13 protein-coding genes are annotated in these 18,633 nt (G+C 69.1%); 10 read left to right on the forward strand and 3 right to left on the reverse strand.

Translation table 11 applies throughout. From position 1 onward, the window contains the following. Positions 1–204: 204 nt before the first annotated feature. Entirely contained in the window at positions 205–1,431 is a 1,227-nt protein-coding gene (locus ACWIGU_RS33235; RefSeq protein WP_454405381.1) for a trypsin-like serine peptidase, read from the reverse strand. A gap of 383 nt (positions 1,432–1,814) precedes the next feature. Between ACWIGU_RS33235 and ACWIGU_RS33240 the strand changes: the two genes are divergently transcribed. From ACWIGU_RS33240 to ACWIGU_RS33260, 5 genes are all read left to right on the forward strand, one after another. Next, positions 1,815–3,221, forward strand: coding sequence for a diaminobutyrate--2-oxoglutarate transaminase family protein (locus ACWIGU_RS33240; protein ID WP_454405382.1), 1,407 nt, complete (start codon positions 1,815–1,817; stop codon positions 3,219–3,221). A gap of 175 nt (positions 3,222–3,396) precedes the next feature. Further along, positions 3,397–5,619, forward strand: coding sequence for an IucA/IucC family protein (locus ACWIGU_RS33245; protein ID WP_454405383.1), 2,223 nt, complete (start codon positions 3,397–3,399; stop codon positions 5,617–5,619). Positions 5,620–5,665: 46 nt separating this feature from the next. Further along, entirely contained in the window at positions 5,666–6,577 is a 912-nt protein-coding gene (locus tag ACWIGU_RS33250; protein WP_454405384.1) for a GNAT family N-acetyltransferase, read from the forward strand. Between the two features lie 81 nt (positions 6,578–6,658). Beyond that, positions 6,659–8,605: an IucA/IucC family protein gene (locus ACWIGU_RS33255; RefSeq protein ID WP_454405536.1), complete on the forward strand. Its 1,947-nt coding sequence runs from the start codon at positions 6,659–6,661 to the stop codon at positions 8,603–8,605. Between the two features lie 40 nt (positions 8,606–8,645). Beyond that, positions 8,646–10,637, forward strand: a complete 1,992-nt coding sequence (locus tag ACWIGU_RS33260; protein WP_454405385.1) for an ATP-dependent DNA helicase — start codon at positions 8,646–8,648, stop codon at positions 10,635–10,637. Positions 10,638–10,818: 181 nt separating this feature from the next. Here the strand turns inward: ACWIGU_RS33260 and lexA are convergent, their stop codons facing one another. Then, the gene (gene lexA, locus ACWIGU_RS33265) at positions 10,819–11,604 is read right to left on the reverse strand and encodes a transcriptional repressor LexA (protein WP_454405386.1); all 786 of its coding nucleotides are present in this window, start codon (positions 11,602–11,604) and stop codon (positions 10,819–10,821) included. Between the two features lie 515 nt (positions 11,605–12,119). Between lexA and nrdR the strand changes: the two genes are divergently transcribed. Continuing rightward, positions 12,120–12,665, forward strand: a complete 546-nt coding sequence (gene nrdR, locus ACWIGU_RS33270) for a transcriptional regulator NrdR (protein WP_454405387.1) — start codon at positions 12,120–12,122, stop codon at positions 12,663–12,665. Positions 12,666–12,801: 136 nt separating this feature from the next. Beyond that, positions 12,802–15,702 carry a vitamin B12-dependent ribonucleotide reductase gene (locus tag ACWIGU_RS33275; protein WP_454405388.1) on the forward strand — a complete coding sequence of 967 codons (2,901 nt, stop codon included), beginning with the start codon at positions 12,802–12,804 and terminating at the stop codon, positions 15,700–15,702. Positions 15,703–15,779: 77 nt separating this feature from the next. On the opposite strand, the gene ACWIGU_RS33280 is transcribed toward ACWIGU_RS33275, so the two are convergent. Continuing rightward, the gene (locus tag ACWIGU_RS33280) at positions 15,780–16,307 is read right to left on the reverse strand and encodes a TerD family protein (RefSeq protein ID WP_454405389.1); all 528 of its coding nucleotides are present in this window, start codon (positions 16,305–16,307) and stop codon (positions 15,780–15,782) included. A 100-nt stretch (positions 16,308–16,407) separates the two neighbouring features. Between ACWIGU_RS33280 and ACWIGU_RS33285 the strand changes: the two genes are divergently transcribed. The 3 genes from ACWIGU_RS33285 (at position 16,408) to ACWIGU_RS33295 (ending at position 18,626) form a co-directional block, all read left to right on the forward strand. Beyond that, complete coding sequence (locus tag ACWIGU_RS33285; protein ID WP_454405390.1) at positions 16,408–17,232, forward strand: arylamine N-acetyltransferase family protein; 825 nt, start codon at positions 16,408–16,410, stop codon at positions 17,230–17,232. 33 nt (positions 17,233–17,265) lie between these two features. Further along, the gene (locus tag ACWIGU_RS33290) at positions 17,266–17,871 is read left to right on the forward strand and encodes a YdbC family protein (RefSeq protein ID WP_454405391.1); all 606 of its coding nucleotides are present in this window, start codon (positions 17,266–17,268) and stop codon (positions 17,869–17,871) included. Between the two features lie 95 nt (positions 17,872–17,966). Beyond that, on the forward strand, positions 17,967–18,626 hold the full coding sequence (locus ACWIGU_RS33295) for a histidine phosphatase family protein (protein WP_454405392.1): 660 nt from the start codon (positions 17,967–17,969) through the stop codon (positions 18,624–18,626). Positions 18,627–18,633: the final 7 nt, after the last annotated feature.

The following is an 18,633-nucleotide window of genomic DNA, read 5'->3' on the forward strand; positions in this document are numbered from 1 at the left end:
AGTTACCCCCGTTGAGCGAATGTGTCATGAGCTTGTCAGGTCCGGAGTGGGCTCCGTGCGGAGATCTCGAACGCAGCACCCCACTATGCCTGTGGAGTTGGGGACGAACGGCGGCGGGGTGGTGAAGGTTTCGTCACCCCGCCGCCGCCCATTGCCTGCCTGTTGGCGGTGCCCGCCTACGGGCGTCCTACGGGCGATGCCTGCCTACTGACCGGCGTACTTCTTGCTGACTGCGTCGTAAATTCCCTTGGCCTCCTTGCCGAGGCGGGGGCCTGCGAGCCAGCCGGCCGTCACCGGGCCGATCGACGTGTTCGACACCAGCGACGGCTTGCCGCTGGAGCCCTGCGCGATCCAGCCGCCACCGGACGAACCGCCGGTCATGGTGCACCCGATGCGGTACATCGTCGGCTCGGCCTTCGCCAGCGAGAGCCGGCCCGGCTTGTCGGCGCACTGGTACAGCGTCTGGCCGTCGTACGGCGGCGCCGCCGGGTAGCCCTTCGCCGTCATCGTCGCGATCTTGGGCACCGCGGGCGCGTTGAAGTCGACCGGCACGGCCGTACCGACCGCCTCCTCGAGGGACTTGCCCTCGCTGCCCTTCTCCGGCGTGACCTGGATGACCGCGAAGTCGTACGGCGCACCCTGCCCGCCCGTCGGACCACCCTGCTCGATCCACTGGTCGGACGTCTGCGCCCACGCACCCCACCAGACGCCGTACGGAGCGACCTCTTCCTTGGTGGCGGTCTTGAGCTGCTCGTCCGACAGGCCCGCGTTGTTGTACGAGGGCACGAAGGCGATGTTGCGGTACCAGCCGCCGTTCTTACCGGCGTGCACGCAGTGGCCCGCGGTCCACACCATGTTCGACTTGCCCGGGTGGGCGGGGTCCGTGACGACCGTCGCCGAACAGACCATCGAACCCTCGGGGCCGTCGAAGAAGAGCTTTCCGGCGTACGGCGCGCTCTCGTGGTACGGCGTGCCGACGGCCGCGGCCTTCACCGGCTGCGGCGTCGGGTCCGTCACGCCCTGGTCGCCCGAGATGTCGTTGTCGTCGACCTCGTTGTCCGGGTTCTTGTCGGCGTCACGCATCCGGTCCGGGTCCCACAGACCGTCGATGATGGGATTGACGTAGTCCTGCGCCTCACGCAGCCACTTGTCCTTGTCCCAGTTCTTCCACTCGCCGTTCTTCCACTTGTCCAGATCAATACCGTGCTCCTTGAGCCGGTCCTTGATGTCGTCCGGGATCTGGATCTTGTCGCTGCCGCCCTGCGCCGCGGACGCGGTCGGCTTCGAGTCCGCGTTGTCGTCGCCGGGACCGCACGCGGTGGCGGTGAGCGCGAGCGCCGCACCGATGGCGAGAGCGGCCGCCACGGGGGAGGTTCTGCGGCGCACGCTCCTCCCGCGCTGAACGGTCAAGAGCGGACGTATGGGTCGCATGTCGTGAATCCCCCTGGGCTTCGAGAACTGTGCAGTGCCGGCCGCCGGCGGTCGTGAACCGGTCGCGTCACGCTCGGCACTTGACGTGCCTCGCCCCGCGACCGAACCCTCCGCCCTCCGTCGAACGGCAACCCACCCTATGCGCGCGCTGTGGGTGACTACCCACGGAACGGCAACGGTTCCGTCACGGCAGCGATCTTCCGCGGGCCAAGGATTTTCCGCCGACCCGTGATCCCGCGCAGTCACCGTCGTTGGTACGTACGGGGGATTCGCCGTCGTCGCTCGGTCCTTGGGGTTCGGCCCCGGACACACGTACGTCAACTGATCCCCCCACACCGAGAATTCGACCGGATCCAGCGCGATCCAGGGGAGGACCAGCAGTCGTGGCCGTCACCGAGCCTGCGCCCGCGGCGGTGCCCGCGGGGTATGAGGGGGGCGCCGCCCGTGAGGGCGCTGCCCAAGAGGGGATCCTGCGGCGGCAGTCCGCGCGGGAGTCGGCGGCCCGCACTTATGCGCGCGCACTGCCGATCGTGCCCGTGCGGGCACGCGGCCTGACCATCGAGGGCGCCGACGGACGCCGGTACCTCGACTGCCTCTCCGGCGCGGGCACGCTGGCCCTCGGTCACAACCACCCCGTCGTCCTCGAAGCGATCAGACGCGTACTCGACTCCGGCGCCCCCCTGCACGTGCTCGATCTGGCCACCCCCGTGAAGGACGCCTTCACGACGGAACTCTTCCGGACGCTGCCCGCCGGGCTCGCCGAGCGGGCACGGATCCAGTTCTGCGGACCGGCCGGCACCGACGCGGTGGAGGCCGCCCTGAAACTCGTCCGCACGGCCACCGGCCGCAGCGGAATGCTCGCCTTCACCGGCGCCTACCACGGGATGACGACCGGGGCGCTCGAAGCGTCCGGCGGGGCGCAGGACGTCAGGGTCGCACGGCTGCCCTATCCGCAGGACTACCGCTGTCCCTTCGGCGTCGGCGGCGAGCGCGGCGCCGAACTCTCCGCGCGCTGGACCGAATCCCTCATCGATGACCCCAAGTCGGGCGTGCCGCACCCCGCCGGCATGATCCTCGAACCCGTCCAGGGGGAAGGCGGAGTGATTCCCGCGCCCGACTCCTGGATGCGCCGGATGCGCGAACTCACGGCGGCGCGCTCCATCCCGCTGATCGCCGACGAGGTCCAGACCGGAGTGGGCAGGACCGGCACCTTCTGGGCCGTCGAACACAGCGGAGTCGTGCCCGACGTCATGGTCCTGTCCAAGGCGATCGGCGGCAGCCTCCCCCTGGCCGTCGTCGTGTACCGGGACGACCTCGACGTCTGGCAGCCCGGAGCCCACGCCGGCACGTTCCGCGGGAACCAACTCGCCATGGCCGCCGGTGCCGCGACCCTCGCCCATGTCCGGGAGAACCGTCTCGCCGAACGCGCCGCCCTCCTGGGCGCCCGCATGGTGGGCCAGCTCCAGGGTCTCGCCGCCGAACACCCCTGCATCGGGGACGTACGGGGCCGCGGCCTCATGATCGGCGTCGAACTGGTCGACGTGGGCGCCGCCCGGGACCCGAACCGGCCCGCCGGACCCGACGCGAGCCCGCATCTTCCCGCGCCCGAACTCGCCGCGTCCGTGCAGCGCGAATGCCTCCGTCGTGGACTCATCGTCGAGCTCGGCGGCCGCCATTCCAGCGTCGTACGCCTCCTGCCGCCCCTCACGATTACCGACGAACAGGCAGCCGCGGTCGTCGAACGTCTCGCCGACGCCCTGGCCGAAGCGGCGCGCACCCATAGGGGATAGCCCAGCCAGGACGCCCGCGTTCTGAGGCCCCCCACCCACCAGGCCAGGACCGCCACGACGCCGACGACCACGACCACGACACCGACGACGACACGGACCACCACGGACAGCCGCGGAACACCGGACAGTCCGGACAACCGCATCACGGAGTCAACTACCCCACGAGGAAGCCCCGTTGAACGCCACTCCCGCACCCGACGACCGACACCGCCCCCAGGCGAGCGGAGCCTGCGACACGCAGCCCCATCCAGCCCCGGAACGCGGGACGACGGTCCCCCGGCAGAAGGACGGCGGCCAGGAGGCCGAGCATCTGCACGGCTCCACCGCCGACCTGCTGGAGCATCCCGACCCCGGCACCGCGGCCCAGGCCGCGGCCGTCGAGAACCTGCTCCGCTGCTGGGTGCGGGAGAACGATCTGGCCGAACCCCCGCACGGCACTCTGCGTATCCCTCTGCCCGCAAGTGGCACCGCCCTCCTCATCCCTGTCCACTACTGGTCCGTGACCGGCTGGCACCGGTTCGGCATGCCCCATCTCCAGGACGGCCCGCTCGACGCCCCGCGCGTCGACGCCGTCACAGTCGCCGCCCTCCTGAGCCGCGAGGCATCGGGGCCGGGAAGCGCTGCCGCGGTGCGGGGCGGTGTCCCGGCGAGGGACGCCGGGACAAGCGGCGCCGATGTCGCCGCACGAGAGGGGGTCGTCCCGGGGCCGGCGGGTACGCCGGACACCACGTCCGGCCCGCTGGACGGGCCCGAGTCGGTGACCGCCTCGTCGTCGACCGCTTCGTCGCAGACCCCGAGCGTTCCCGCGCGCACGCAGTCCGACCCGGAGACCATCGCTGCTGTCTCCGCCCCTGTGGCCCCTCACTCGGAGGCGCAGTCACCCCACCCCGAGCCCTCTCGCCCGACCACCCCCCACCACTCCCACCCCACCCCCTCCGGCGACGGAGCCGACCTGGTGGGGCGCGTGGCCGACTCGGTTCGCCGCACCGCCGACTTCATCGCTCACCGACGCAGCAACCCCCGCGACACGACCGACCTCTTCCTGGCCGCCGAACAGTCCCTCCTGCTCGGCCACCCCCTGCACCCGACCCCGAAGAGCCGCGAGGGCCTGTCCGAGGCCGAATCCCGGCTCTATTCACCCGAGTTGCAGGGGTCCTTCCCCGTGCACTGGATGGCGGTGAACCGCTCGGTGCTCGCGATGGACTCGGCCTGGACCCAGCGAGGCCGCCCCCTCCCCGCGGACCAGCTCGCCCTCCAGCTGGCCGGGACGGACCTGCCCCTGCCCGACGGCCACGCCGCGCTGCCCCTGCACCCCTGGCAGGTACGCGAGCTCAAGCACCGCCCCCAGACCGCGGCCCTTCTGGACGCCGGCCTTCTGCGTGACCTCGGTCCGCACGGCGCCCCCTGGTACCCCACCTCCTCCGTCCGTACCCTCTACCAGCCCGACGCGTCGGCCATGCTGAAGCTCTCGCTCGGCCTGCGCATCACCAACTCCCGTCGGGAGAACCTCCGTAAGGAACTCCACCGCGGCGTCGAGGTTCACCGACTGCTGCGCACCGGCCTCTTCGAGCAGTGGCAGGCCGCTCACCCGGGATTCGACATCGTTCGCGACCCGGCCTGGCTCGCCGTCAACGGCCCGGACGGCGAACCGGTGCCCGGCCTGGACGTGATGATCCGGAACAACCCGTTCGCACCCGGGGACGACGCAGCCTGTATTGCCGGGTTCGTGTCATCCAGGCCCCCGGCTCTGCCCCACGGGCAACGGGACCGCCAGCTCATGCGCTCCCGTCTCGTGGAGACCATCACCCGCCTCGCCGGCCGCACCGGACGCCCCCGCGGTGCCGTCGCCGCCGAGTGGTTCCTGCGCTACCTCGAGCACGTCGTGCGCCCCGTGCTCTGGCTCGACAGCACCGCCGGCGTGGCCCTGGAGGCCCATCAGCAGAACACGCTGCTGCTGCTCGACCCCGAAGGCTGGCCCGTCGGCGGCCGCTATCGCGACAACCAGGGCTACTACTTCCGCGAGTCCCGGCGCGCCGAGCTGGACGGCCGGCTTCCCGGCATCGGCAGCCACAGCGAGACCTTCGTCTCCGACGACGTCACCGACGAAAGGTTCGCCTACTACCTCGGGATCAACAACATCTTCGGTCTCATCGGTGCCTTCGGCTCCCAACAGCTCGCGGACGAACGGCTGTTGCTCGCTGCCTTCCGCGGGTTCCTCTCCGATGTCGCGTCAGGCCCGTACAAGCTCCGCACCCCCCTGCCCGAATACCTCCTCGACTCCCCGGCCCTGCGCTGCAAGGCCAACCTCCTCACCCGCCTGCACGGACTCGACGAACTCGTCGGCCCCGTCGACACCCAGTCCGTCTACGTCACCATCGCCAACCCCCTTCATTCCTGATTCCTGAGGAACATGCCCCACTCCATCCCCTGAGAGGAACGTCGCCGTGTCACCCACCGACGCGCGCACCGACGCCGGAGCCACGCCCGCCACCGCCCTTACCGATGGCGTCACCGATGCCGTCACCGACGAGATCACCGACACGGGCCCCGGCGCCGACGAGACCACCGGCTCCGACCCCGGCGGCGGTGCGGATGTCGCCGACACCCTGGACCTGCGACTGCCTGACGAACTCATCGACCTGATCGCCGGGCAGGGTGAACACGGCGGACAGGTCAACGGCAGCGCGGGCCAGGTGACCGATGCGGGGTCCGGCGACTACGGGCACGCAGACGACGGAACGCGAGCGCACGTACTGGGCGGCACCTCGACGGCCCTGGTGGACGACGACCTGCTCGACAACGTCGGAGCGTGGCGACCGGTCACCACACGTTCCGGCGTCTTCCAGCTGGTTCCCGTCCGTATCGAACGCGACCTGACGCTGATCAGTCGCTGGATGAACGATCCAGCCGTAACTGCCTTCTGGGAACTTGAAGGCCCGGAGAGCGTCACGGAAAACCATCTCCGCCCCCAGCTGGACGGCGACGGGCGCAGCGTCCCCTGCCTCGGCGTACTGGACGGCACCCCGATGAGCTACTGGGAGATCTACCGCGCCGACCTCGACCCGCTGGCGCGCCACTACCCCGCCCGCCCGCACGACACAGGTGTTCACCTCCTTATCGGTGGTGTCGCCAACCGCGGCCGAGGGCTCGGCACAGGCCTGCTCAAGGCTGTCGCCGACCTCGTACTCGACCATCGCCCGCGCTGCGCGCGTGTCGTCGCAGAGCCGGACCTTCGCAACACCCCCTCCGTATCAGCGTTCTTGAGTGCCGGCTTCCGCTTCTCCGCCGAGGTGGACCTCCCCGACAAGCGAGCCGCACTCATGATCCGAGACCGGGCCCTGCGCGCTCTGCTGTGAGCCCGTCACTCTTAGTACACCGCTCACCCCGATCCGGTTCCCTCCCGAGGAGTCCTCGTGCCGAATCCGTCCGAGCCCCAGATGTCCGCAGCGTCCTCCGCTCTGTACGACCCAGCGGAACTGACCTCCGAGAACTGGGAGCGAGCCGCAGCCCGGCTGCTGGCGAAGATGATCGGGGAGTTCGCGTACGAGGAGATCATCGAACCGAAACGGGAGCCGGAGCCGGATCCGCAGCGGGGGAATGGGGCGGGGCATGGGCCGGGGCCGTTGCGGACAGACCTGTACACCCTTCCCGTCGACGGATCCCACGTGCCGCCGGGCAGCGCGTTCCGGTTCAGGGCACGCCGGGGCGCGTACGGCAGCTGGCTCGTAGATCCGGGCAGCATCCGGTGGATCGCCGGCCGCCCAGAGGAGACCGCCGGCCGCCCCGCGCAGACGGACAGGGACGCGGACGCCGGCGAGCCCGAGCCGTCACTCACCGCAGCGAACCCGCCGGAACGCTTCACCGACCCCCTCGCCTTCCTCCTCCGCGCCAAGCACGTCCTCGGCCTCGACGGCGCCACGCTCGGGCATCTCATCCGCGAGCTCACCGTCACCCTTGCCGCCGACGCCCGTCTCGCCGACACCGCGCTCGACGCGGCCCAGCTCGCCGATCTCGGATACGCCGAACTGGAAGGCCATCAGACGGGCCACCCCTGGCTCGTCCTCAACAAGGGCCGCATGGGATTCTCGGCGGCCGACACGGCCCGCTGGGCCCCCGAGGCCCGTATCCCCGGGACGCTCCCGTGGATCGCCGTCCACACGAGGATCGCCGCCTACAGAGGCGTCGCGGACCTGGCGACAGCCGAACGCCTCTACGACCGTGAGTTCTCCCCGGCGGCGCGGGACTTCTTCGCCGAGACCCTACGGGAGCGCGGCCTGGACCCGCAGGCCTACCTGTACCTACCGGTACACCCATGGCAGTGGAGCAATATCGTGCTGCCGCTCTTCGCCGGCGCCGTCGCGACGGACGCCATCGTGCCGCTCCCCACCGACGGCGACGTACGCCTGCCCCAGCAGTCCATCCGTACGTTCCTCAACATCTCGCGCCCCGACCGCCACACGGTGAAGCTCCCGCTGTCCGTGCTCAACACCCTTGTGTGGCGTGGCCTGCCCACAGAGCGCACGCTCGCGGCGCCTTCGGTGACCGCGTGGATGCACTCCCTCCGCGAAACAGACCCCTTCTTGAAGGACGAATGCGGGGTCATCCTCCTGGGAGAGGTGGCTTCCGTTGCCGTCGAGCACCCCGCGTACGACGGCCTCGAAGAAGTCCCCTACCAGTACAAGGAGCTGCTGGGCGCCATCTGGCGCGAACCGGTGTCCCGGTATCTCGCCCCCGGGGAGAGGGCCCGCACACTGGCCTCGCTGCTCCACGTGGACCCGCACGGCCGGGCATTCACCACGGAGCTTGTCGCCCGCTCCGGACTGACCCCCGAGGTGTGGCTGCGCCGGCTCTTCGCGGCCCTGCTGCCCCCGCTCCTCCACTTCCTCTATCGCTACGGGACCGTGTTCTCCCCGCACGGAGAGAACGCCATCGTCGTCTTCGACGACCACGACGTGCCCGTGCGGCTCGCGGTGAAGGACTTCGTCGACGACGTGAACGTGAGCGCCGAGCGGCTGCCCGAACACGACCGCATGCCACAGGACGTACGCGAGATCCTGCTCACCGAGCCGCCCGCTTTCCTGACCCAGTTCATCCACTCGGGGCTCTTCGTCGGCGTCTTCCGATATCTGGCGCCCCTGTGCGAGGAACAACTGGGGGTCACGGAAGAGAAGTTCTGGTTCCTGCTGCGGGCGGAGATCCTGCGGCATCAGGCGCGCTTCCCCGAGCTCAAGGAGCGGTACGAGATGTTCGACCTCCTCACCCCCCGTATCGAGCGGCTCTGCCTCAATCGCAACCGACTGCACCTGGACGGTTACCGCGACCGGTCCCAGCGCCCCCACGCGGCCGTGCACGGCACGGTCCCCAATCCTCTGCACCAGCCTTGATCGCGGGATTGTCAGTGGTGCCCCGTAGGGTGGTCGAGCTATGACTGCTTCCCCTCGCGCCTCTCTCCCCGAGCTCCTGCACGCCGCCGTCGCCGCCGTCGGCGGTACGGAACGACCTGGCCAGGTGACCATGGCCGAGACCGTCGCCGAGGCGATCGACGGCGGTTCCCACCTGCTCGCCCAGGCAGGCACGGGTACCGGTAAGTCCCTCGGCTACCTGGTCCCTGCCCTGGCGCACGGCGAGCGGGTCGTGGTCGCGACGGCCACGCTGGCCCTCCAGCGCCAGCTCGTGGAGCGGGACCTGCCGCGCACGGTCGACGCGCTGCACCCCCTGCTGCGCCGGCGCCCCCAGTTCGCCATGCTCAAGGGCCGGTCGAACTATCTGTGCCTGCACCGCCTGCACGAAGGAGCGCCGCAGGACGAGGAGGAGGGGCTCTTCGACCAGTTCGAGGCGGCCGCCCCGACCAGCAAGCTCGGCCAGGACCTGCTGCGGATGCGGGACTGGGCCGACGAGACGGAGACGGGCGACCGGGACGATCTGACCCCCGGAGTCTCCGACCGGGCCTGGTCCCAGGTGTCGGTCTCCTCCAGGGAGTGCCTGGGCGCCACCAAGTGCGCGTACGGGCAGGAGTGCTTCGCCGAGGCGGCCCGCGAGCGGGCCAAGCTCGCCGATGTGATCGTCACGAATCACGCGCTCCTGGCGATCGACGCCATCGAAGGAGCGCCGGTCCTGCCGTCCCACGAGGTGCTGATCGTGGACGAGGCGCACGAGCTCGTCTCCCGGGTCACGGGTGTGGCGACCGGCGAGCTCACCCCGGGGCAGGTGAACCGCGCGGTGCGCCGTTCCGCCAAGCTCGTCAACGAGAAGGCGGCCGATCAGCTCCAGACCGCCGCCGAGGGCTTCGAGCGGCTCATGGAGCTGGCGCTGCCCGGCCGTCTTGAGGAGATCCCGGAGGACCTCGGCTACGCGCTGATGGCGCTGCGGGACGCCTCGAGGACTGTCATCTCGGCCATGGGCACTACGCGCGACAAGTCCGTCCAGGACGAGGACGCGGTACGCAAGCAGGCCCTGGCCTCCGTGGAGAGCATCCACGACGTGGCGGAGCGCATCACGAACGGCTCCGAATACGACGTCGTCTGGTACGAACGCCACGACCGCTTCGGCGCGTCCCTCAGAGTGGCCCCCATGTCGGTGTCCGGCCTGCTGCGGGAGAAGCTCTTCTCGGACCGCTCCGTCGTCCTGACCTCGGCAACACTCAAGCTCGGCGGCGATTTCAACGGGGTGGGTGCCTCTCTGGGCCTGGCCCCCGAGGGCCAGGAGGGCGAGGGCCTCCCGCAGTGGCGGGGCGTCGACGTCGGATCGCCGTTCGAGTACCGCAAGCAGGGCATTCTCTATGTCGCCAAGCATCTGGCACGCCCCGCGCGTGAGGGCACCCGCAGCGACATGATGGACGAGCTGGCCGAGCTGATGCAGGCCGCCGGTGGCCGGACGCTGGGGCTCTTCTCGTCGATGCGCGCCGCACAGGCCGCGGCGGAGGAGCTGCGGACCCGGCTTCCCGAGTACCCGATCCTCCTCCAGGGCGAGGAGACGCTCGGCGAGCTGATCAAGGGGTTCTCGGCCGACCCGAAGACGTGTCTGTTCGGCACGCTCTCCCTCTGGCAGGGCGTGGACGTGCCGGGCGCCAGCTGCCAGCTCGTCGTCATGGACAAGATCCCGTTCCCGCGGCCGGACGACCCGCTGATGAGCGCCCGGCAGAAGGCCGTCGAGGATGCCGGCGGCAACGGCTTCATGGCCGTTGCGGCGACGCATGCGGCCCTGCTGATGGCCCAGGGCGCGGGCCGTCTCGTCCGGGCGACGGGGGATCGCGGCGTGGTGGCGGTCCTGGACCCGCGGCTGGCGACGGCCCGGTACGGCAGCTATCTGCGGGCCTCGATGCCGGACTTCTGGTACACGACGGACCGGAACCAGGTGCGGCGCTCGCTGGCCGCGATCGACGCGAAGGCGACCGCCGAAACCGACGAGAGCGCGTAGCCGCGCGGACCGCGCCATCGCGTGGGCGGAGCCCCGGACACCCGGGGCTCCGCCCACACGGCAGACTCCGGGATCCGGCAGGCCAATGACACTCGGCAGGCCCAGGACACATCGGACTCAGGACACAGCAGGGCCCCGGAACCGGCGCAGTTGGTTCCGGGGCCCGGTCAGGGGCGCGGGGTCACACCCGCCGCAGAACGGCCACCACCTTGCCGAGGATGGTCGCCTCGTCACCTGGGATCGGCTGGTACGCGGAGTTGTGCGGGAGCAGCCACACATGTCCGTCCTCGCGCTTGAAGCGCTTGACGGTGGCCTCGCCCTCGAGCATCGCGGCGACGATGTCGCCGTTCTCCGCGACCGGCTGGCGGCGGACCGTGACCCAGTCGCCGTCGCAGATCGCGGCCTCGATCATCGAGTCGCCGACGACCTTCAGGACGAACAGCTCACCGTCTCCGACCAGCTGCCGGGGGAGGGGGAACACATCCTCGACGGATTCTTCGGCGAGGATCGGGCCACCGGCGGCGATGCGGCCGACGAGCGGGACGTACGACGCGGCCGGCTTGCCCGCGGTGTCCGTGGGCTGCGCGCTCGGCTGGTCGGATCCACGGACCTCGTAGGCGCGGGGGCGGTGCGGGTCCCGGCGCAGGAAACCCTTGCGCTCGAGGGCCATCAGCTGGTGCGCGACCGACGACGTGCTCGACAGGCCCACCGCCTGGCCGATCTCCCGCATCGACGGCGGGTAACCACGCCGCTGCACGGAGTCCCTGATCACCTCGATGACGCGGCGCTGCCTGTCCGTGAGCCCCGAGCTGTCCGCGCGGATTCCGGGAGGTCGGCCCGGCAAGGAGCGCGCGGGCCTTGGCCCCTCCGCGCTCATGGATGCGTCATTCATGGCATGCACCGGCTCGAGTCGGCCCTGGGAACGGTCCTGGGCAGTGATGGTGGCGCTGTCTGCGGTGGTGGTCACGTCGGTCGGCCCCTCTCGAGATGTTCTCCCTAGTTAGCCAACGGTAGTTGCTTTCGAAAGGTTGCGCCAAACACACGTTCGAGTGAAAAATCGCAGATTGCTTGTCGTGATCATGTGGCTGGGTGTATGCCTTGCGCTTCGCCGGAGTGGCAATTCGGTTCATTACGGTACGCTTCACCGCCGAGGCCGAGACCCGCTCCGTGGGGCTCCCAGTGTGCCATCCGGTGGTCCGTCAACCCGGAACCGGCCCCCTCTCCGTGCGCCGCCGCCCGTGATCTGCGCGCATCCGTCATGGGCGCGCTCCCGCCCCGGTGTTCGTGAGGTGAAAGCGACACGCGTGGGGGCGAATTAGCGACCAAACCCCAGATCTAGTGGTTCGATTGCATCAGTAGCCCAGAAGTTGTGGTCCCGGTCCATCGAGGCCTCGGTCATCGCCTATGCTTGGGGCTGCTTCGAGGGGCCTGAAGGGCCTCGCGAGGCCATTGAGTCGTGCTGTGAAGGAGGGTTGGAGTTCCATGCACTGCCCCTTCTGCAGGCACCCCGACAGCCGTGTCGTCGACAGTCGCACCACCGACGACGGCACGTCGATCCGCCGGCGCCGCCAGTGCCCCGACTGCTCCCGTCGTTTCACGACCGTGGAGACGTGCTCGCTCATGGTGGTCAAGCGGAGCGGGGTGACCGAGCCCTTCAGTCGTACGAAGGTGATCAACGGCGTCCGCAAGGCATGCCAGGGTCGCCCCGTCACCGAGGACGCCCTCGCCCAGCTCGGCCAGCGGGTCGAGGAGGCGGTGCGTGCCACCGGCAGCGCGGAGCTGACCACACATGACGTGGGCCTGGCCATACTCGGCCCGCTTCAGGAACTCGACCTCGTCGCCTACCTGCGCTTCGCGTCCGTGTACCGGGCGTTCAATTCGCTGGAGGACTTCGACTCGGCCATCGCGGAGCTGAGGGAACAGCTGCCCGGTGCGAGCCGGGGGGACGCGGGCGGAGAGCGCGAACCATGTGGCTGCGGGCCCGGAGGGACTGTCGAAGTCCCCGTGCCCGCCAACGCTGCCGACTGACCGGCCCAGGGGTCGGTCGGCGGCCATCCAGACCTGTTGCGGGCGGCAAGAGCGGCGTCCGCAATACAAGACACACACCGTGCCACGGGAAGATCGAGGCACTTCGGGGCGTTTTAGCCCGGTATAGGGAGGCGGCATGACAGAGACGACGAGTGGCCCGGCACGAGGTTCCCGCGCCAAGGGAGCCAAGGCCAACAAGGGGTTGCGTATCGAGCGCATCCACACGACTCCCGGCGTGCATCCGTACGACGAGGTGGAGTGGGAGCGCCGTGACGTCGTCATGACCAATTGGCGCGACGGCTCGATCAACTTCGAGCAGCGTGGCGTCGAGTTCCCCGGCTTCTGGTCGGTGAACGCGGTCAACATCGTCACCAGCAAGTACTTCCGCGGCGCGGTCGGCACCCCGCAGCGCGAGGTGAGCCTCAGGCAGCTCATCGACCGGATCGTGAAGACGTACCGGAAGGCCGGAGAGGACTACAACTACTTCTCCTCGCCCGCCGACGCCGAGATCTTTGAGCACGAGCTGGCGTACGCCCTCCTGCACCAGATCTTCAGCTTCAACTCTCCGGTGTGGTTCAACGTCGGTACGCCGCAGCCCCAGCAGGTCTCCGCCTGCTTCATCCTTGCCGTCGACGACTCCATGGAGTCGATCCTCGACTGGTACAAGGAAGAGGGCATGATCTTCAAGGGCGGCTCCGGCGCCGGCCTGAACCTCTCGCGGATCCGTTCCTCCAAGGAGCTGCTGTCCTCGGGCGGCAATGCCTCCGGTCCCGTCTCCTTCATGCGCGGTGCCGACGCCTCCGCAGGAACGATCAAGTCGGGTGGCGCCACGCGCCGCGCGGCCAAGATGGTCATCCTCGACGTCGATCACCCCGACATCGAGAACTTCATCGAGACCAAGGTGAAGGAAGAGGAGAAGATCCGCGCGCTGCGTGACGCGGGCTTCGACATGGACCTGGGCGGCGACGACATCACGTCCGTCCAGTACCAGAACGCCAACAACTCGGTCCGCGTGAACGACGAGTTCATGAAGGCCGTGGAGACCGGCGGCAAGTTCGGTCTGCGCGCCCGGATGACCGGTGACGTCATCGAGGAGGTCGACGCCAAGTCGCTCTTCCGCAAGATGGCCGAGGCCGCGTGGGCGTGTGCCGACCCCGGTATCCAGTACGACGACACCATCAACCAGTGGCACACCTGCCCGGAGTCCGGCCGTATCAACGGCTCGAACCCGTGCAGCGAGTACATGCACCTGGACAACACGTCCTGCAACCTCGCGTCGCTGAACCTGATGAAGTTCCTGAAGGACGACGGCAAGGGCCACCAGTCCTTCGACGTCGAGCGCTTCTCCAAGGTCGTCGAGCTGGTCATCACCGCGATGGACATCTCGATCTGCTTCGCGGACTTCCCGACGCAGAAGATCGGCGAGAACACCCGCGCCTTCCGCCAGCTGGGCATCGGCTACGCCAACCTCGGCGCCCTGCTGATGGCCACGGGTCACGCGTACGACTCCGAGGGCGGCCGCGCCCTGGCCGGTTCCATCACGTCGCTGATGACCGGTACCTCGTACAAGCGTTCCGCCGAGCTTGCCGCGGTCGTCGGCCCGTACGACGGCTACGCCAAGAACGCCACCCCGCACCAGCGCGTCATGAAGCAGCACGCCGACGCCAACGCCAAGGCCGTCCGCATGGACGATCTGGACACGCCGATCTGGGCCGCCGCCACGGAGGCCTGGCAGGACGTCGTCCGTCTTGGCGCGAAGAACGGTTTCCGCAACTCGCAGGCCTCGGTCATCGCCCCGACCGGCACCATCGGTCTCGCGATGTCCTGCGACACCACCGGCCTTGAGCCCGACCTCGCCCTGGTCAAGTTCAAGAAGCTCGTCGGCGGCGGCTCGATGCAGATCGTCAACGGCACCGTCCCGCAGGCCCTGCGCCGCCTGGGTTACCAGGAGGAGCAGATTGAGGCGATCGTCGCCCACATCGCCGACAACGGCAATGTGATCGACGCCCCCGGCCTGAAGACCGAGCACTACGAGGTCTTCGACTGCGCGATGGGCGAGCGCTCCATCTCCGCGATGGGCCACGTCCGCATGATGGCCGCCATCCAGCCCTGGATCTCCGGCGCGCTGTCCAAGACGGTCAACCTGCCCGAGACCGCCTCGGTCGAGGACGTCGAAGAGGTCTACTTCGAGGCGTGGAAGATGGGCGTCAAGGCGCTCGCCATCTACCGCGACAACTGCAAGGTCGGCCAGCCCCTCTCCGCCAAGACCAAGGAGAAGGAGAAGGAGGCGGTCACCGCCAAGGCCGAGGAGACCATCCGTACCGCGGTCGAGAAGGTCGTCGAGTACCGTCCGGTCCGCAAGCGTCTGCCCAAGGGCCGCCCGGGGATCACCACCTCCTTCACCGTCGGTGGCGCCGAGGGCTACATGACCGCCAACTCCTACCCGGACGACGGTCTCGGCGAGGTCTTCCTGAAGATGTCGAAGCAGGGCTCCACCCTCGCCGGCATGATGGACGCCTTCTCGATCGCCGTCTCCGTCGGTCTGCAGTACGGCGTCCCCCTGGAGACGTACGTCTCGAAGTTCACGAACATGCGCTTCGAGCCGGCCGGCATGACGGACGACCCGGACGTGCGGATGGCGCAGTCGATCGTCGACTACATCTTCCGCCGCCTGGCGCTCGACTTCCTGCCCTTCGAGACGCGCTCCGCGCTCGGCATCCACTCGGCCGAGGAGCGTCAGCGTCACCTGGAGACGGGCTCGTACGAGCAGTCCATCGACGATGTCGACGTCGAGGGTCTGGCTCAGTCCGCCCCGCGGCAGACCGAGGCCCTGAAGGCCGTCGCCGAGGCCCCCAAGGCCGAGGCCGTCGCCGCGGTGCCCGCTCCGCAGCAGGCGCACACCAGCGCCGAGCTGGTGGAGATGCAGCTGGGCATCCAGGCGGACGCCCCGCTGTGCTTCTCCTGCGGCACGAAGATGCAGCGCGCCGGCTCCTGCTACATCTGCGAGGGCTGCGGCTCGACCAGCGGTTGCAGCTGATCCGCTGACGCAGTGAGGTGAGGGGCGGCGGGCCACCAGGCCCGCCGCCCCTCACCCGTTCCGTGTTCCCGGGGCGCTCAGTGCGCGCCGCCCATCGCGGCCGCGAACGACGTCGGGTCGCTGTCGTAGCCCTGGAGCAACTCGCGGAAGGCCCACTCTCCGGAGTCGTCCCTCGCGAATTCGGCGATGACGGCCGCCGTGGAATCGGACACTTCGGAGAAGTCGTTCTGTGCGAGGTCGGTGTACCCCTCGCGGATACGGACCGCCGTGTTCGCCACCGCCCCGAACACCGTTGCCCGCTCTCCCTGCTGTATGGCGATACCGACGACCACGCGCGCGTAGGAGGGCGACAGGCGCTCCAGCTCCAGTGTCATGACTTCGTCGAATCCGAAGCCCTGGCCCGTAGTGCTGTCCCGGTTGAGGGTGATGGTCCCGTCGGGGGAGCGGCTGTCGAAGTGCACGACGTAGGCCGGCTCTCCGCCCAAGTCGTCGGATGTGTAGGTCGCCGCGATGATGTCGAGATCATGGGGCGGCCGGCCGATCGGGCTCGGGTCCCATTTCAGCGCGACCTCGACCTTCTTGAGCCCTTTCTTGAAGCTGCTCACCGAACTCCCCCTTCTCGGCTGCTGGTTACGGCTGTTCATCACTGACAGCTCAAGACTGCTCTTGACTGCTACGGACACGCTACGTCCTACGATTGTGACCATGAACTGGAACGGGGAAGACCTTGATCTCGACGCCTACTTGGCGCGAATCGGCTTCATGGGGGACGTCAAACCGGACCTGGACACGCTGCGCGCGCTGCACGGGGCGCATATCGCGGCGATCCCGTTCGAGAACCTGAAGATCATGCTCGGGCGGCCGGTGGACCTGAGCCTCGCCGCCTTGCAGGCGAAGCTCGTGCGGCAGCGCCGCGGCGGCTACTGCTACGAGCAGAACCTGCTCTTCGCGGCGGTGCTGGAGCGAATCGGCTACCCCGTGAAGGGACTTGGAGCCCGCGTCCGGGTGGGCGTCACGGCGCTTCGCGCGGTCACTCACATGCTGACCCGCGTCACCGTGGAGGACGGCCAGGAGTGGCTGTGCGACGTGGGCTTCGGCGCCAAGGGCCTGCGCGAACCGATCCCCCTGCGGGACGGCGTCGAGGTGCGTCAGGGACCGTGGACCTTCGGCCTCGTGTCGGAGGACGCCGGCGTTCTGGTCCTGCGCAGCTTGCGTCCCGGCGGCTGGGAGGAGATATACGCCTTCACCCTGGAGGAGCGCCACCCCGTCGACTACGAAGTGATGAACCACTACACGTCGACGCATCCGCGGTCCGCCTTCACTCACCGGCCCGTCGTCCAGCGTGCCGCCGTCGACAGCCAGCGCGCACTTATCGACATGCGGATGTCGGTCGAGCTCCCGGACGGCACCCGGTACGAACGGGACGTACAGGAAGGCGAGTTGAGGGACCTTCTCGCCCGTGAGTTCGGGATCGAACTGAGTGACGAGGACGCGGCACGACTGGCCAGGATGCGCGACGCCGGAGCGTGACCGAACGCACGGCGTGGGCCGTACGATGGCGCGGTGCTGGTCAAGTGGATTCGCTGCACCGTGACCGATCGACGCGGATTCGAGCGGGGGCAGCGAAAGTGGGCGGGGCTTCTGGGGGAGCCGGGATTCCGGGGACAGGGCGGGGGCTGGAGCAGAAATCGGCCGGGGGTGGCTCATGTCCTCGGCTTCTGGGAGAGCCGTGCCTTCTACGACTCCTTCATGGCGCGCTCGCACGACCGGCTCGCGGCCGCCCAGTCGGGCACGTACAAAGACATCCAAGTGAAGCTCTTCGACCACCGGTTCGACGTGAAGACGGGCTTCGAGCCGCGCTTCACGGATGCGGACACGGTGCGCCTCGCGCACTGCCGGGTGCACGCGGACCGCGAGGAGCACTTCGCGCTCATGCAGGAGAAGGTCTGGAACCCCGCGATGGCCGGCTCCCCGGGGATGGTGCGCGGACTGTTCGGTGAGGCGCCGGGCAACGAGTTCCTGGTCCTGTCGATGTGGCACTCCGTGGCCGAGCACGGTAAGTACCAGGCCGAACGCGTGGAGCGGCTCTCGACCCGCGCCCAGACGGAGACCGACATCGCCGGGATCACGGGCGACATCGTCCAGCTCGAACCCTCCTGGACGGTCTGATCCGGACCGGCCACAGCAGCGGCCGCCGTGTGGCATACGCCGGATGGAGCCCGTACGGGTGCTCGAACCGGGCCCTTACGATCTAGGGTTTTCGCATGGCACGACCGCGGCGCATTGTCCTTGTCAGGCACGGAGAGTCGGAGGGCAACGCCGACGACACCGTCTACGAACGCGAGCCCGACCACGCCCTGGCCCTCACCGAGACCGGGCACCGGCAGGCGGACGAGACAGGGCGGTACCTGCGGGAGCTGTTCGGCCGAGAGCAGGTGAGCGTGTACGTGTCGCCGTACCGCCGTACGCACCAGACGCTCCGCGCCTTCCGGCTCGACCCCGAACTCGTACGGGTGCGCGAGGAGCCGCGGCTGCGGGAGCAGGACTGGGGAAACTGGCAGGACCGGGACGACGTACGCCTCCAGAAGGCGTACCGCGACGCGTACGGCCACTTCTTCTACCGCTTCGCCCAGGGCGAGTCCGGGGCTGACGTGTACGACCGTGTGGGTGCTTTTCTGGAGAGTCTGTACCGGAGCTTCGAGGCGCACGACCACCCCTCGAATGTCCTCCTCGTCACCCATGGGCTCACCATGCGGCTGTTCTGCATGCGCTGGTTCCACTGGACCGTCGCCGACTTCGAATGTCTGTCGAATCCCAGGAACGGTGAGACGCGGGCACTCGTTCTCGGGAAGGACGGCAAATACACCTTGGACCGGCCGTTCGAACGATGGCGTGACCCGGAGCCGTACGGAGTCACCGGATAGAGTGGCA

This window comes from Streptomyces sp. NPDC055400 (assembly GCF_053644375.1).